Origin of the sequence: Klebsiella sp. D5A, from assembly GCF_001620885.1 — a bacterium.
Lineage (GTDB): Bacteria > Pseudomonadota > Gammaproteobacteria > Enterobacterales > Enterobacteriaceae > Klebsiella > Klebsiella variicola.
Map to the genome: position 1 here is coordinate 99,994 of NZ_LOAR01000015.1, position 14,775 is coordinate 114,768.

The following is a 14,775-nucleotide window of genomic DNA, read 5'->3' on the forward strand; positions in this document are numbered from 1 at the left end:
ACCCGAATGAGTCGGGTATAAGTCTATCTTCCGCGGCGAATTTCGCCCAATAACGCGCGGTATGATATACCATGAATGCCGATTCGTTTATCTGATTACGCAACAGGAGAAGGACATATGTCAGCGAAGCGCCGCATTGAGGCCGCGATTTTTGATATGGACGGGTTGCTGATTGACTCTGAGCCGCTCTGGGATCAGGCGGAGGTCGAGGTCATGGAAAGCCTGGGGGTGGATACCCGCCGCCGCGATGAACTGCCCGACCTGCTTGGTCTGCGAATCGACCTTGTGGTGGATCTGTGGTATGCCCAGCAGCCGTGGCACGGCGTCGATCGCGCAGAAGCCACCGCGCGCATTATCCGCCGGGCCATCGAGCTGGTGGAAGCCTCACGCCCGCTGCTACCGGGCGTACGCGAGGCGGTGGCCCTGTGTAAAGCGCAGGGCTTGAAGGTGGGCCTGGCCTCGGCCTCGCCGCTGGTGATGCTGGAGAAAGTGCTCAACATGTTCGAACTGCGCGACCAGTTTGATGCGCTCGCCTCCGCGGAACATCTGCCCTGGAGCAAACCGCACCCGCAGGTATACCTCAACTGCGCCGCAGCCCTGGGAGTCGACCCGCAGCGCTGCGTCGCGCTGGAGGATTCGGTCAACGGCATGATCGCCAGCAAAGCCGCGCGCATGCGCGCTATCGTGGTACCGGAAGCGGAGAACAGCCGCGACCCGCGCTTTGTGCTGGCGGACGTCAAGCTCCCGTCACTGCAGGCCCTGACTGCGGAAGCCCTGCTCGGGTAAGGCCGCTGGCGGGTGACGCGATCGCTGTCACGCCGCCGGCAATAAATTCAAAACAACGTTTCATTTTTATTGTAATTTTGTTTTCCTGCCTCTATGCTGGTCACAGGTGGCGTCATCGTACGCCTGAAGATCAGCTGACAGAGGTGAATATGGTACTGAACGCCTTAGACCTGACGGGTAAGGTCGCCATCGTGACCGGTTGCGATACCGGACTGGGACAGGGAATGACGCTGGGCCTGGCGCAGGCCGGGTGCGATATCGTCGGCATCAACCGTAAAATTCCCCATGACACGGCAGCACAGGTTCAGGCGATGGGTCGCCGCTTTCATGCCATTCAGGCGGATCTCAGCCTTCAGGATGAGATGAGCGTGCTGGTCGACCTGGCGGTCGCGGCGATGGGTCGGGTCGATATTCTGGTCAATAACGCCGGGATTATCCGCCGCCATGATGCCCTGACCTTCACGGAAAGCGACTGGGACGCGGTGATCGATCTGAATCTCAAAGCGGTTTTCTTTCTCAGCCAGGCGGTCGCCAGGCAGTTCATTCGCCAGGGCGATGGCGGAAAAATCATTAACATCGCCTCGATGCTCTCGTTTCAGGGTGGGATCTGCGTCCCCTCCTACACCGCCTCGAAAAGCGGCGTGCTGGGTTTGACCCGTCTGCTGGCCAACGAATGGGCCGGCCAACGCATCAACGTCAACGCCATTGCGCCAGGATATATGGCCACCAATAACACCCAGGCGCTGCGCGAAGATGAAGAACGTAACCAGGCGATCCTCGAGCGCATTCCCGCCGGTCGCTGGGGAGAACCCAAAGACCTGCAGGGGCCGGTGGTGTTTCTCGCCTCGGCCGCCGCCGACTATATTAACGGCTATACGCTGGCCGTCGATGGAGGATGGCTGGCACGCTGAGAATTTGTGACAAAGAGTTACACCGTCACCTCTTCCGTACACTGTATAAAAACCCTATACTGTATGAATCGACAGTTTAGGGTGTGTTATCATGACGGCGGAAGGCCATCTCTTCTTTTCAATCGCCTGCGCAGTATTTGCCAAAAACGCAGAGTTAACGCCGGTGCTGGCGCAGGGCGACTGGTGGCATATTGTGCCCTCTGCGGTATTGACCTGCCTGCTGCCGGATATCGATCACCCTAAGTCGTTTCTCGGCCAGCGGCTGAGCTGGATCTCAAAGCCCGTGGCGCGGGCCTTTGGCCACCGCGGCTTTACCCACAGCCTGCTGGCCGTCTTTGGCGCGCTGACGCTGTTCTATCTGAAAGTGCCTGACAGCTGGATTGTCCCGGCGGACGCCCTCCAGGGCCTGGTGCTGGGCTATCTCAGCCACATCCTCGCCGATATGCTCACCCCCGCCGGGGTGCCGTTGCTGTGGCCCTGCCGCTGGCGCTTCCGGCTGCCGATCCTCGCGCCGCGCAAGGGTAACCAACTGGAGCGCGCTTTATGCATGGCGCTGTTCGTCTATGCCGTCTGGATGCCGCAGACGCTGGCGGACAACAGCGCAATACGCTGGTCTTCCGGAGTGATCAATTCCCTGCAAATCACCTTCAATCGCTTTATTAGTCACCAGAGTGGCCGATAAACCGTCGGAAAACGCCATTTGGTTATAACCCATTCCATTTGAATATAAGTCCTTGATAACGCCTTCTGCTAACCTTGCCGTCATAAGAGCTGGTTATCCACCAGCCCAGGTTATAAAAATATCAGGAGAACGGGGATGAACTTTCCATTAATAGCGAACGTAGTCGTGTTCGCCGTATTACTGTTTGCGCTGGGGCAAACTCGCCATAAACAGTGGAGCCTGGCCAGGAAAGTGCTGGTTGGTCTGGCCATTGGTGTGGTCTTTGGTCTGGCGCTGCAGCTGATCTATGGTTCGGACAGCCAGGTGCTGAAGGATTCCATCCAGTGGTTCAATATCGTCGGTAATGGCTATGTCCAGCTGCTGCAAATGATTGTGATGCCGCTGGTCTTCGCCTCGATCCTGAGCGCGGTGGCCAGGCTGCATAATGCCTCTCAGCTGGGAAAAATCAGCTTCCTGAGCATCGGCACTCTGCTGTTCACCACGCTTATCGCTGCGCTGGTTGGCGTGCTGGTGACCAATATGTTCGGCCTCACCGCCGAGGGTCTGGTTCAGGGCAGCGCAGAAACAGCCCGTCTGAACGCCATCCAGAGCAACTATGTGGGAAAAGTGGCCGATCTCAGCGTACCGCAGCTGATCCTTTCCTTTGTGCCGAAGAACCCGTTTGCTGACCTGACCGGGGCTAACCCGACCTCCATCATCAGTATCGTCATTTTCTCGGCATTCCTCGGCGTGGCAGCGCTTAAGCTGCTGAAAGAGGATGTGGAAAAAGGCCAGCGCGTGCTGACGGCCATCGATACCCTGCAGGGCTGGGTGATGAAGCTGGTTCGTCTGGTGATGCAGCTGACCCCTTACGGCGTACTGGCCCTGATGACCAAAGTGGTTGCCGGGTCGAATCTGCAGGACATCATCAAACTTGGCGGCTTCGTGGTAGCTTCGTACATTGCGCTGGGCATTATGTTTGTCGTCCACGGCCTGCTGCTGGCGATTAACGGCATCAGCCCGCTGAAGTACTTCCGTAAAGTCTGGCCGGTGATCACCTTCGCCTTCACCAGCCGCTCCAGCGCCGCGTCGATTCCGCTGAACGTGGAAGCGCAGACCCGACGCCTGGGCGTACCGGAGTCAATTGCCAGCTTCTCCGCCTCCTTTGGCGCCACCATCGGCCAGAACGGCTGCGCCGGTATCTACCCGGCCATGCTGGCAGTCATGGTCGCGCCGACCGTGGGCATTAACCCGCTGGATCCGATGTGGATTGCCACCCTCGTGGGCATCGTCACCGTCAGCTCGGCGGGCGTCGCCGGGGTGGGCGGCGGGGCCACCTTCGCCGCGCTAATCGTTCTGCCGGCGATGGGCCTGCCGGTGACCCTGGTAGCGCTGCTGATCTCCGTCGAACCGCTGATCGACATGGGGCGTACCGCGCTGAACGTTAACGGCTCAATGACCGCCGGGACCCTGACCAGCCAGTGGCTGCGCCAGACCGACAAGTCGATTTTCGATAGCGAAGAAGAGGCCGAGCTGGCGCATCGCTAAACGGTAAGCACAAAAAAACCGCTGATTATCAGCGGTTTTTTTATTTCTGCAGCAGACTCAGGCTTCAATCTCACCTTCCTGACGCACCTGGTTAGCCCAGCGCTGGGCCGACTCCGGCACGCTGAACGCTGGCGAGCGGCGAAAATGCTCCCCCATCAGCAGAAAGGCAACATACTTCCCGCGCAAAATCCAGACATCGCGAAAATGGTCCATTTTCACGGCATGTTCCGGAGGCGCAGGCTCCACGCGCGGCACGTAGCTAATGACAGGGCGATTTTGTTGGCGCAATGGTTTCATAACAAATGGATTCACTAAACAGAGCGGGAAACAGAAACCTCTATCATAGCCGATTGTGGGCCCGTTCGTCGCCCCCCTGCCGCCGATGCGCATTTTAGGATAACTCCCTGCCCCTGCGCCGAGCGCAGGCAGCGTAATGTTCTATAGTTAGAAGGGTTTTGGTTTATCAACGACCACTTTTAGCAATGAAAGCAGGAGACGAGTAATGTCTGATAAGCACCCAAACCCTCACCACCAGCAGGCACCGGTCCACGACAGCGAGGAAGCGAAACCGGGGCTCGACTCGCTGGCGCCGGATGACCAGGAGTGGCGCCCCACGCCGAAACCCACCGCCCCAGGCGCCGAACCGACCGCCCCCGGCAGCCTGAAAGCACCGGAAACCCACAGCAGCAAACTTGACGCCCTGGAGCCGCAGCGTAAAGGCGGAGAAGACTATCCGCTGACCACCAACCAGGGCGTACGTATTGCCGACGATCAGAATTCGCTACGCGCCGGCGCCCGCGGCCCAACGCTGCTGGAAGATTTCATTCTGCGGGAGAAGATTACCCACTTTGACCATGAGCGAATTCCGGAGCGTATCGTTCATGCCCGCGGCTCTGCCGCCCACGGTTACTTCCAGCCCTACAAAAGCCTGACAGCGTTGACCAAAGCCGATTTTCTCTCGGCAGCCGATAAGATCACCCCGGTCTTTGTGCGCTTCTCCACCGTGCAGGGCGGCGCGGGGTCGGCGGACACCGTCCGCGATATTCGCGGCTTCGCTACCAAGTTTTACACTGACGAAGGGATTTTTGACCTGGTCGGCAACAACACACCGGTCTTCTTCATCCAGGACGCGATGAAGTTCCCCGATTTTGTCCACGCCGTGAAGCCTGAACCCCACTGGGCCATCCCGCAGGGACAGAGCGCCCACGATACTTTCTGGGACTATGTCTCCCTGCAACCGGAAACGCTGCACAATGTGATGTGGGCGATGTCGGATCGCGGCATCCCGCGCAGCTATCGCACCATGGAAGGCTTTGGGATCCACACTTTCCGTCTGATCAACGCCGAGGGCAAAGCCACCTTCGTTCGCTTCCACTGGAAACCGGTGGCCGGCAAGGCGTCGCTGGTGTGGGATGAAGCGCAGAAGCTGACCGGTCGCGACCCCGATTTTCATCGCCGCGACCTGTGGGAGGCCATCGAAGCCGGGGACTACCCGGAATTTGAGCTTGGCCTGCAGCTCATCCCCGAGGAGAACGAGTTTGATTTTGACTTCGATCTGCTCGATCCCACCAAGCTGATCCCCGAGGCGCTGGTGCCGGTCTTACGGGTTGGCAAGATGGTCCTCAACCGCAATCCGGACAACTTCTTTGCCGAAAACGAACAGGCGGCCTTTCATCCCGGGCATATCGTACCGGGCATTGATTTCAGCAACGATCCGCTGCTGCAGGGGCGCCTCTTCTCTTACACCGACACGCAAATTAGCCGCCTGGGTGGGCCGAACTTCCATGAAATCCCCATCAACCGTCCAACCTGCCCGTATCACAATTTCCAGCGCGACGGGATGCACCGGATGGACATTGACACCAATCCGGCCAACTATGAGCCCAACTCCATTAACGACAACTGGCCGCGCGAGACGCCGCCAGCGGCCAAACGCGGCGGCTTTGAGTCCCTCGCCGAGCGCGTCGACGGCGAAAAAATCCGCCAGCGCAGCCCTTCGTTCGGCGAATATTACGCCCAGCCGCGTCTGTTCTGGCTGAGCCAGACGCCGATTGAGCAGCAGCATATTATCGATGGTTTCAGCTTTGAACTCAGCAAAGTGGTCCGCACCTGGATCCGCGAGCGGGTGGTCGATCATCTGGCCCACATTGATACTAAGCTGGCGGAAGCGGTCGGGGCGAACTTAGGTATCGAACTGAGCGACGATCAGCGTAACATTACCCTGCCTTCCCCGGTCAACGGCGTGGAGAAAGATCCCAGCCTCAGCCTCTACGCCGACGCCGAAGGGGATGTGAAAGGCCGTGTAGTGGCCGTCCTGCTCAACGAACGCACCTCGGCGCAGGATCTGGTCCATCTCCTGCAGGCGCTGCAGGCCCAGGGCGTGCACAGCAAGCTGCTCTACTCGCGGATGGGCGAAGTCATCGCCGACGATGGCTCTCCCCTGCCGATCGCCGGCACCTTCGCCGGTTCCCCATCGCTGACGGTGGATGCGGTAGTGGTGCCTGGCGGCGACCTCAGCGCCCTGAGCCAGAGCGGCGACGCGCGCTATTACCTGCTGGAAGCCTATAAGCATCTGAAGCCGATTCTGCTGGCAGGGGATGCGCGGCAGCTGACGTCCGTTCTGCAGGTCCCAGCCCAGGGTGAAGAGGGGGTCATCGTCACCGATGCTCTCGACACGCCAGCGGCGGACACACTGCTCGCCCTGATGACGGCGCATCGCGTGTGGTCGAGAAGTCCAAAAATCGCCGCTATTCCGGCGTAGTAAAAAGCCCGGCACACGGTGCCGGGCTTGATTCACTTTCCCTTTCCCCCATCGGGCTTACACGTCGCGGTAGGTTCCCAGACGATAACCCCGGTCGGCTACCGCCGCTTTCAGCGCGGCAGACGTCAGCACATCAAGCTCACCCAGCCGCGGGTAGCAGTAGGCGCTGCCCATAATGGTCTGATCGACAAAAGCCGGATGACACATCACCTCCAGGGAACGCTCCCCGCGGGCGATTGAGGCATCCAGCGTCTGCAGAAACAGTTCCTCAGAGACAGCTTCGCCGTAAAACTCGCTGCTGAAGCCTGCGCTGCTGCGCGCCGCCTGTTGATCGAGCCCACTCTGCGCCGCCACCTGGCGGTCAATACGTAACGCGATACCCTTCTCGCGGGCAAAGGCCGCCACGATGGGATAGATCGGGGCGATCATATGCACATGGTGGTGGCTGTCGAGATGCGTCGGCTCATGACCGAAGAGATCGACAAAACGACGGTACTGACACGCCAGCTCGTGGGCGATCTCCTCCAGCGGCAGGCGACCTTCTTCTGCCTGCTGCCAGATCCATTTGCCCAGCCGGCCTTCGCGGGTTAATCCCGGCATGGCCGACAGCGGCTCGCCCAGCGTCAGCACAAAGTGCATGCCGACCGCCAGCTCCGGGGTACTGCGGCTTAGCTGGGCGGCGTGGTCAATGGCCGCGCCGTTGACCAGCGCCGTGGTCGATGTCACCACGCCGTTGCGGCAGGCCTCGATAATGCCGTAGTTCTGCCCTTTACTGAGGCCGAAGTCGTCGGCATTGACGATCAATACGCGTTCCATTGGCCGCTCCTGTTAAGATTTCAGTTTTTCGATAGTCGCCGCAAAGTTCGGCAGCCATTTTTCATGCGCCAGAATCATCTCCCGCGCCAGCTGCTCGGCGTCACGATCGGAATGGATCAGCGGGCTTAAGTTCAGCGCCAGCAGCACATCATTCAGCTCGCCGCTGATCGCCGCCTGGCTGGCCGCCACTTCGAACCCCTTGATGGTGTAGATAAGCCCCAGTACCTTCTCATCGAAATGGGTGATGCGCGGCGTCGGCTTCGCGCCGTCGCGACCTAAGGTGCAGCTCATCTCGACCGCCCAGTCCGCCGGGATATTATCCACGTGGCCATGATGCGGGATATTCACATAGTGCTCAGTCTGCTTGTCGTTATAGATAGCGTTGATCACTTCGCAAGCGGCATCGGAGTAATAGGCGCCGCCGCGCTGCTCCAGCTCCTTCGGCTTGACCTTGAGATCCGGATTTTTATACAGCTCGAACAGCTGTTTCTCCACCTTCTGCACCACCTGGGCGCGCGCGCCGCCCTTATAGTACTCGCCCATCTCAATCGCCAGCATCTCTTTTGGCTTAAAGTAGTAGAGCAGATAGGAGCATGGGATCAGGCGCAGGGAGCGGATCAGCCCCTCGCTAAACGGCAGGTCGAAAATATTTTTCACAGAGTTCGCGGTCAGGCGGCCAGAGGCCACGCCGTCCAGCAGTTCATCGAAGCGCGAGACGCCGTTAACCAGCACGTCGCGGACGAACACCAGATGATTCAGACCGAACAGGTCGATATTCAGCTCATCGCTCGGGCTGAGCTGCAGCACGTCGGTGATGAACATCTTCATGCCGATAGGAATGTTGCACACGCCGATAAAGCGTTTGAAACTGGTGTGGCGATAGACCGCCTCGGTGACCATGCCCGCCGGGTTGGTGAAGTTGATGATCCACGCGTCCGGGCAAATCTCCTGCACATCTTTTACGATATCGAAAATCACCGGGATGGTGCGCAGCCCTTTAAACAGCCCACCCGCCCCGTTGGTCTCCTGGCCCAGGTAGCCGTGGCTCAGCGGAATACGCTCATCTTTTTCACGCGCCTTCAGCTGGCCCACGCGCAGCTGGGTGGTGACAAAATCCGCGCCCTGCAGCGCCGCACGGCGATCCAGCGTTTTATAGACCTTCATCGGCACGCCGGCTTTTTCCACCATCCGCTCGCACAGCGCATGGATAATATCGAGCTTCTCCTGGCCCTCTTCCACGTCCACCAGCCACAGTTCAGTGACCGGCAGTTCATGGTAACGTTTCAGAAAGCCTTCCAGTAATTCCGGGGTATAGCTGCTGCCGCCGCCAATAGTGACTACTTTTAATTTCTGGCTCATCTTTTTCTCCCTTGGGCGCTACGCCTGGACGCAGGCCGCTCTCCGCAACAATGCGGACAGTTAACTTGAATGATTTTCGGTATAAACCGGGCGGCTAAAACCGCGCGGGTTTAATTAATACTGGTCAAATGTTTGCGATAACTGCTCGGCGTAAACGACGTCAGTTTTTTAAAGGTTTTAATAAACAGGCTCGGGCTACTGTAGCCGGATTCATACGCAATATCCGTCACCGAATAGTTGGTAATTTCCAGCTGTTTTTTGGCAAAGTTAATACGGATATCATTAATTATCTGCATCGGCGTTTTACCATAATAGCGCTGGGTCGCCCGGGTTAAATATTCCTGCGTTTTTCCCGAGAGACGAACCATATTCTCAAGCGCGCCCTCCCCGAATTTCAGCTTATCGTGCATGGCCTCAACGGTATTTTTTAGCCATTGCGGAATAACATCGGCAACCGGCTCTTCGCGATAGTGGCGTAAACGGTTAATGACATAAAAGGAAACCAGCTCGATAAATTCGTCAAATTCCGTTTCGCGAAAATTGAGTGAGGCGATGACCGACTCAACGTAGCCGAGAAAAGCGCTCTGCACGGCGTAAACCTGCGAGGCCACCAGGCCAAACGGCAGCAGCGGCAGATAATGTTTCTCAAAGAAGCGTCTGCTGATGCCGACGTTAAGGATGCGCGTCGCCCCAAATTCGTAAAAGCTCTGGTGGTGCGAACCCATCGGGATAAAGACGAAATCCCCGCGCTCCAGCAGCACCCGTTTGCCATTGATCTCCTGGTAATAGCGCCCGGTTAATACCACGGTAAATTCGTAGTAATCATGCTGGTGAAGCCCGCTCACGCTTTCCGTTTTGTTATAGATGACCACATGAAAGTTCTTCCCGTTGAACAGCTGTTGTTCTCTGGCGGTACTGATCTCGGTGGTCATCATCCTGGGCTGCCTCATCGTCGCGATGGCCTATTGTACCTTCTCGTGCAGCTCAATCAATTCGGCGACCAGCTCACGGGCCAGCATCGAGGTCATCAGATGGTCCTGAGCATGCACCAGCACCAGGCTGACCTTCATTTTGCCTTCGCCCTCGTCGCTTTCGATAAGCTGGGTCTGCACGCGATGCGCCTCGCTCAGCGCCTGGCGCGACTGCTCCATCATCGCTTTCGCCGCGGCAAAATCGCCCTGCTTCGCCTGCTTCAGCGCGCCATAGGCCAGGCTGCGGGCCTGTCCGGAGTTGATAATCAACCCCATCACCACCTCTTCGAGGTCATTTTCCGGGGTTTCTACCGCGTCGATGTTGTCCAGATCAAACATAATATTTCCCTCATTTATCAGGCGGTACGGGGCACTGCCCGTACCGCGCGGTATCAGAATTTCAGTGCGTTAGCGATGTCTTCTTCGCTCTCTTCCTGCTCGATGACGGTCTGCGCTTTATTCGACAGCACCACAAACGGCAGGTAGACCAGAGTCGCGACGCCAAGGTTGAACAGGGCCACCAGCAGGGCGGCCACGCTGCCGTTACTGTTAAAGAACGCTCCCAGACCGGTCGGCATGGTCCACGGCGCCAGGTTGGTCACCGGTGGGATAATCCCCAGGCTGTAGGCCGCCAGCGTAATGGCCGCCAGAATCGGCTGGACCAGCACGAAGGGGATGAACATCACCGGGTTCATAATGATCGGCAGACCAAACAGAATCGGTTCGTTAATCTGGAAGATGCCTGACGGCAGTGCCAGCTTCGCCACCTGACGATGGTCAGCGCGACGGGAAGCGATAAAGATGGCGATAATCAGACCCAACGTTGCCCCGGAGCCACCCAGCAGGATGTAGGAGTCGAGCATCGGCTTGGCCCAGAAGTGGAACTGTTTGCCTGCTTCGATAGCCGCATCAACCGAGCCGTACTGGTTGTACAGCGCGATGTTTTCCAGCGCCCACGGGGTCATGATGCCGTTATCCAGCGCCGTCAGCGCCAGGGAACCGTGCACACCGAAGAACCACAGCAGGGAGTTAAAGATAACGTATGCCCAGCCGACCACGCTGCCCATCGCCGCCAGCGGCGTGGAGATCGAGTCCATGATGATCTGGTGGAAGTTGCTGCCGTAGCTCGACAGGGCCCACGAGATAATGCCGAAGATAGAGAGGATCAAGAAGCCCGGGATCAGCGCGGAGAAAGAGCGCGATACTGACCCTGGCACGCTGTCCGGCAGTCTGATCACCCAGTTACGACGGATCACGAAGGTAAACAGTTCCGCGACAACCAGACCGATAATCATCCCGGAGATGATGTTCTGCCCGCCCAGCCAGTTGGCGCCCACCGCATAGGCTTCGCCCACGCTATACGGGGTCACGGTCATGAAGGCCGCCACCGCCAGCAGGCCCGCGGCCATCGGGTCGACTTTGCGCTCTTCCGCCAGCGCGGAGCCGATAAAGAACGGCGCCATCAGCGACATAATGCCGAGGGTACCGTTATAGACGTTCCCGCCGATAGCCTTAAAGCCGTTTAAGGTTTCAATGGTGGAGGCATCCAGTCGAATGCCCATAGAATAAAAGAAAGAGCCTTCGCCGAAGCTCAGAAAAACGTTGTTAATTAATACAAACATGGCCCCGGCGAGGGTCAACGGCATTAACTTAATAAATCCGTTTTTAATCGCATTAATATGCGGCTGCTTTCCTATTTTCACTGCAAAAGGAAGGAGTACCTTTTCAAGCGAGTCGATCACTTTACTCATAGTCAATACCCTTAAAAGCCGCAATAAACTATTACGGCGATGATGTATGAAATTACTCTTTGACGGGAAAATAAACTCTTTATTTTTTGACGTCCGGCAACAGGGTGCCGCCAGGCGTCAAAATACATCGAGTTTTAAAAGTTAAAATTATTGTGCTGCAGCTTTCTTAATGGCCGCGACGGCGGCTTTCAATACACCTAAACCATCCACCTTGCCATACAGAAGAGAATCGATGACTTCTACCGGTTTATTCGGCAGCAGGCGCTGAATTTCCGGTAACATATACGCAATTTGTGGTCCTAATAATACCACGTCGGCTTCCGGTCCCTTTTCACCTGCCAGGGTTTCGGGATAGGCTTCAATAATGACCGGGACTTCGTATTTTTCTGCCTGCGCGCGCATTTTGGAGACCAGCAGTGATGTAGACATGCCTGCCGAGCAGAAGAGATAAATGTGTTTCTTTTCCATGAACGCTTCCTCAATGTGTGAGACCAGGGCCTTCAGCAACCGCTGAGAGCCGGTAAGACTGGTAACATCCGGTTAATTCTGTTTATGGGTTGAGTATACGGCAAGCTGAGCCGCCAGGATAATTCGCTGTTGAACAGAATTGTCTCTCATTGACCTCTGGTTTTGACTACCCTCACATTTTCACCCAAATAATTCGCGCAATTAAATAAGCATCAGTACTCACAAAAAAGCCCGACCAGTGGTCGGGCTTACGTAGGGCTCAGTAAACAGTAGGAAGCTTACTTGGCGTTGCGCGGGTCAGTATCATACTCGGCGCAGGTCTGGTAGCCGGAGTTAATCACATGGCCGGTGTCGTCGAGGGCCACAAAGTAGGTCTCTACTTTACCATCCCGTTGACCGAGGATGTAGGTCTGGCAGGTGCCGCGGGCATGAACCATGGTCACTTCCGTTGAAGGTTTCCCAGCGATCTGCATCACCTGCTGACGCGACATCCCTTTCTTCACATCTTTCACCACCGGCTGGGTAAACTGGTCTTTGGTACGATCGTAAGCGGTACAGCCCGCCAGTAAGGTTAACGCGACGGTGACGCCCAGTATTCCTGCTAAGCTTTTGTTCATTTTGGTTCCTCTTTTCTACTGTGTAACGATAAGCCTGGAATAAATAGTGTTATTTTTCAAGCCGAACAGCGAAATCATGTCTGATTGTGTTATTGCGTAAACAGGATTGACGCGCCGCTGCCGACCGGCGGTTTCACCCGCGCAGTGGCATCTATAATGAAATCCTATGTCATTGATTGCCTTCTTTTCCGGCAGTCAAAACCCCGGTCCTTGTCGTTTCAGCGGCAAAGAGGTAGCTTTAAGCCAACAGCTTGCCAAACAGATTCACTTTCGGAGGGCGCGATGACGCTACAACAAGAGATTATTCAGGCGCTGGGCGCAAAGCCGCAGATTGATGTCGCCGGCGAGATCCGCCGCAGCGTCGATTTCCTGAAGTCCTACCTGCAGACCTACCCGTTTATTAAATCGCTGGTGCTGGGTATCAGCGGCGGCCAGGACTCCACCCTGACGGGGAAACTGTGCCAGATGGCGATTAATGAACTGCGTGCCGAAACGGGCGACAGCAGCCTGCAGTTTATTGCCGTTCGGTTGCCCTATGGCGTGCAGGCGGATGAGCAGGACTGCCAGGACGCCATCGCCTTTATCCAGCCTGACCGGGTGCTGACGGTGAATATCAAAGCCTCGGTACTGGCCAGTGAACAGGCGCTCCGCGAAGCGGGGATCGAACTGAGCGACTTTGTTCGCGGTAACGAAAAAGCCCGTGAGCGGATGAAGGCCCAGTACAGCATCGCCGGAATGACCAAAGGGGTGGTGGTCGGCACCGACCATGCGGCGGAAGCGATTACCGGCTTCTTCACCAAATATGGCGACGGCGGCACCGACATCAACCCAATTTTCCGCCTGAACAAACGTCAGGGCAAACAGCTGCTGGCCCATCTCGGCTGCCCGGAACATCTGTATAAGAAGCTGCCGACCGCCGACCTGGAAGACGATCGCCCCTCCCTGCCGGATGAAGTGGCCCTGGGTGTCACCTACGAGAACATCGACGATTATCTGGAAGGCAAAACGCTGGACCCCAGTATCGCTAAAACGATCGAAGGCTGGTATCTGAAAACCGAACACAAGCGTCGGCCACCGATCACCGTCTTTGACGATTTCTGGAAAAAATAGTCCCTCCCCGCCCCGGCCCGCGCCGGGGTTATTTTTTGCGCTTTTCGCCGCAAAAACCGCCTGCTATACTGGATAGATAGACAGTATCAGGAGTTATTGTGGCCAGAAAGCAATCTGCCCCGCGTCTGGAGTTTGAAGCGGCGGCGATCTATGAATATCCCGAACATCTTCGCCCGTGGCTGGAGGCGCTGCCAAAGCTGCCGGGCGTCTATCAGTTTCACGGCGACAGCGACACAATGCCGCTCTATATCGGTAAGAGCGTCAACCTTCGCAGCCGTGTGTTATCTCACCTGCGCACGCCCGAAGAGGCCGCGATGCTGCGTCAGTCGCGGCGTATCACCTGGCAGCGCACCGCAGGCGAGCTGGGAGCGCTGCTGCTGGAGGCGCGGCTGATTAAAGAGCAGCAGCCGCTGTTTAACAAGCGGCTACGGCGTAACAAGCAGCTCTGCGCCTGGCGACTTGCGGACCACCGGCCGCAGATTGTCTATGCCCGCGAGGTTGATTTCTCGCACCAGCAGCATCTCTATGGCCTGTTCGCCAACCGGCGGGCGGCGCTGCAGATGCTGCAGAGCCTTGCCGACGAACAGCGCCTCTGTTATGGCCTGCTTGGTCTGGAACCGCTCAGCCGCGGCCGCGCCTGCTTTCGCTCCGCGCTGGGCCGCTGCGCCGGCGCCTGCTGTGGAAAGGAGAGCGTGGAGGCGCACAGCGAGCGCCTGCTGGCGCAGATGAGTAAACTGCAGCTGGTGTGCTGGCCGTGGGCGGGGCCAGTGGCGCTGGAGGAGCGCGGCCCGGATATGACGCAGTATCACGTCATTCATAACTGGCTGTGGCTGGGCGCCGTCGACTCGCTCGACCAGGCCGCGGAGTTGACCCGTCTGCCCGCCGGATTCGACCAGGATGGTTACAAGATCCTCTGTAAGCCCCTGCTCAGCGGCAACTACCCGCTGCACCCGCTTGGCTGAGAAACCACCAATAAAAAAACCGCCGGCCCTGCCCAACGCCTGATGGCATTATTG

16 protein-coding genes are annotated in these 14,775 nt (G+C 57.5%); 7 read left to right on the plus strand and 9 right to left on the minus strand.

The genetic code is table 11. The features are described 5' to 3' along the window. Positions 1–117 precede the first annotated feature (117 nt). The 4 genes from hxpB to AS136_RS20685 all read left to right on the plus strand — a co-directional run bounded on the left by hxpB (position 118) and on the right by AS136_RS20685 (position 3,906). A complete protein-coding gene (gene hxpB, locus AS136_RS20670) occupies positions 118–786 on the plus strand; it encodes a hexitol phosphatase HxpB (protein WP_012968454.1) in 669 nt (222 codons plus the stop codon). A 149-nt stretch (positions 787–935) separates the two neighbouring features. Then, the gene (gene kduD, locus AS136_RS20675) at positions 936–1,697 is read left to right on the plus strand and encodes a 2-dehydro-3-deoxy-D-gluconate 5-dehydrogenase KduD (RefSeq protein WP_023322422.1); all 762 of its coding nucleotides are present in this window, start codon (positions 936–938) and stop codon (positions 1,695–1,697) included. A 91-nt stretch (positions 1,698–1,788) separates the two neighbouring features. Continuing rightward, positions 1,789–2,379, plus strand: a complete 591-nt coding sequence (locus AS136_RS20680; protein ID WP_002901611.1) for a metal-dependent hydrolase — start codon at positions 1,789–1,791, stop codon at positions 2,377–2,379. A 135-nt stretch (positions 2,380–2,514) separates the two neighbouring features. Beyond that, the gene (locus AS136_RS20685) at positions 2,515–3,906 is read left to right on the plus strand and encodes an L-cystine transporter (RefSeq protein ID WP_008807755.1); all 1,392 of its coding nucleotides are present in this window, start codon (positions 2,515–2,517) and stop codon (positions 3,904–3,906) included. A 57-nt stretch (positions 3,907–3,963) separates the two neighbouring features. On the opposite strand, the gene cedA is transcribed toward AS136_RS20685, so the two are convergent. Continuing rightward, complete coding sequence (gene cedA / locus AS136_RS20690; protein ID WP_004151919.1) at positions 3,964–4,203, minus strand: cell division activator CedA; 240 nt, start codon at positions 4,201–4,203, stop codon at positions 3,964–3,966. Positions 4,204–4,408: 205 nt separating this feature from the next. On the opposite strand from cedA, the gene katE reads away from it, so the two are divergent. Beyond that, complete coding sequence (gene katE, locus AS136_RS20695) at positions 4,409–6,667, plus strand: catalase HPII (protein WP_023322420.1); 2,259 nt, start codon at positions 4,409–4,411, stop codon at positions 6,665–6,667. Positions 6,668–6,724: 57 nt separating this feature from the next. Here the strand turns inward: katE and chbG are convergent, their stop codons facing one another. From chbG to osmE, 8 genes are all read right to left on the minus strand, one after another. After that, positions 6,725–7,483 (minus strand): chitin disaccharide deacetylase, encoded by a 759-nt coding sequence (gene chbG / locus AS136_RS20700; protein ID WP_012542072.1) that lies wholly within the window; start codon positions 7,481–7,483, stop codon positions 6,725–6,727. Positions 7,484–7,495: 12 nt separating this feature from the next. After that, the gene (locus AS136_RS20705) at positions 7,496–8,842 is read right to left on the minus strand and encodes a 6-phospho-beta-glucosidase (RefSeq protein ID WP_008807751.1); all 1,347 of its coding nucleotides are present in this window, start codon (positions 8,840–8,842) and stop codon (positions 7,496–7,498) included. 110 nt (positions 8,843–8,952) lie between these two features. Beyond that, positions 8,953–9,777, minus strand: coding sequence for a transcriptional regulator ChbR (chbR, locus tag AS136_RS20710; protein ID WP_012968458.1), 825 nt, complete (start codon positions 9,775–9,777; stop codon positions 8,953–8,955). Positions 9,778–9,804: 27 nt separating this feature from the next. After that, positions 9,805–10,152, minus strand: coding sequence for a PTS N,N'-diacetylchitobiose transporter subunit IIA (chbA, locus tag AS136_RS20715; RefSeq protein WP_004140356.1), 348 nt, complete (start codon positions 10,150–10,152; stop codon positions 9,805–9,807). A gap of 53 nt (positions 10,153–10,205) precedes the next feature. Then, a complete protein-coding gene (gene chbC, locus AS136_RS20720; RefSeq protein ID WP_008807749.1) occupies positions 10,206–11,564 on the minus strand; it encodes a PTS N,N'-diacetylchitobiose transporter subunit IIC in 1,359 nt (452 codons plus the stop codon). Between the two features lie 11 nt (positions 11,565–11,575). Continuing rightward, positions 11,576–11,692, minus strand: coding sequence for a hypothetical protein (locus tag AS136_RS28820; protein ID WP_012542074.1), 117 nt, complete (start codon positions 11,690–11,692; stop codon positions 11,576–11,578). Between the two features lie 19 nt (positions 11,693–11,711). Then, positions 11,712–12,032: a PTS N,N'-diacetylchitobiose transporter subunit IIB gene (gene chbB, locus AS136_RS20725; RefSeq protein WP_002901547.1), complete on the minus strand. Its 321-nt coding sequence runs from the start codon at positions 12,030–12,032 to the stop codon at positions 11,712–11,714. 278 nt (positions 12,033–12,310) lie between these two features. Further along, positions 12,311–12,649 carry an osmotically-inducible lipoprotein OsmE gene (gene osmE / locus AS136_RS20730; RefSeq protein WP_008807747.1) on the minus strand — a complete coding sequence of 113 codons (339 nt, stop codon included), beginning with the start codon at positions 12,647–12,649 and terminating at the stop codon, positions 12,311–12,313. A gap of 282 nt (positions 12,650–12,931) precedes the next feature. Between osmE and nadE the strand changes: the two genes are divergently transcribed. Together nadE and cho are read left to right on the plus strand one after the other, a co-directional pair. After that, positions 12,932–13,759, plus strand: a complete 828-nt coding sequence (gene nadE / locus AS136_RS20735) for an ammonia-dependent NAD(+) synthetase (protein WP_008807746.1) — start codon at positions 12,932–12,934, stop codon at positions 13,757–13,759. A gap of 98 nt (positions 13,760–13,857) precedes the next feature. After that, a complete protein-coding gene (cho, locus tag AS136_RS20740) occupies positions 13,858–14,721 on the plus strand; it encodes an excinuclease Cho (protein WP_022065122.1) in 864 nt (287 codons plus the stop codon). The last annotated feature ends 54 nt before the right edge of the window (positions 14,722–14,775 follow it).

Excerpts from the sequence above, each read along its gene's own strand:
- kduD (WP_023322422.1), top strand. The coding sequence starts at position 936 with ATGGTACTGAACGCCTTAGACCTGACGGGTAAGGTCGCCATCGTGACC.
- AS136_RS20680 (WP_002901611.1), top strand. The coding sequence starts at position 1,789 with ATGACGGCGGAAGGCCATCTCTTCTTTTCAATCGCCTGCGCAGTATTT.
- hxpB (WP_012968454.1), top strand. The coding sequence starts at position 118 with ATGTCAGCGAAGCGCCGCATTGAGGCCGCGATTTTTGATATGGACGGG.
- chbG (WP_012542072.1), bottom strand. The coding sequence starts at position 7,483 with ATGGAACGCGTATTGATCGTCAATGCCGACGACTTCGGCCTCAGTAAA.
- AS136_RS20685 (WP_008807755.1), top strand. The coding sequence starts at position 2,515 with ATGAACTTTCCATTAATAGCGAACGTAGTCGTGTTCGCCGTATTACTG.
- chbA (WP_004140356.1), bottom strand. The coding sequence starts at position 10,152 with ATGTTTGATCTGGACAACATCGACGCGGTAGAAACCCCGGAAAATGAC.
- chbB (WP_002901547.1), bottom strand. The coding sequence starts at position 12,032 with ATGGAAAAGAAACACATTTATCTCTTCTGCTCGGCAGGCATGTCTACA.
- katE (WP_023322420.1), top strand. The coding sequence starts at position 4,409 with ATGTCTGATAAGCACCCAAACCCTCACCACCAGCAGGCACCGGTCCAC.
- osmE (WP_008807747.1), bottom strand. The coding sequence starts at position 12,649 with ATGAACAAAAGCTTAGCAGGAATACTGGGCGTCACCGTCGCGTTAACC.
- chbR (WP_012968458.1), bottom strand. The coding sequence starts at position 9,777 with ATGATGACCACCGAGATCAGTACCGCCAGAGAACAACAGCTGTTCAAC.
- cedA (WP_004151919.1), bottom strand. The coding sequence starts at position 4,203 with ATGAAACCATTGCGCCAACAAAATCGCCCTGTCATTAGCTACGTGCCG.
- AS136_RS28820 (WP_012542074.1), bottom strand. The coding sequence starts at position 11,692 with ATGTATTTTGACGCCTGGCGGCACCCTGTTGCCGGACGTCAAAAAATA.
- chbC (WP_008807749.1), bottom strand. The coding sequence starts at position 11,564 with ATGAGTAAAGTGATCGACTCGCTTGAAAAGGTACTCCTTCCTTTTGCA.
- AS136_RS20705 (WP_008807751.1), bottom strand. The coding sequence starts at position 8,842 with ATGAGCCAGAAATTAAAAGTAGTCACTATTGGCGGCGGCAGCAGCTAT.
- nadE (WP_008807746.1), top strand. The coding sequence starts at position 12,932 with ATGACGCTACAACAAGAGATTATTCAGGCGCTGGGCGCAAAGCCGCAG.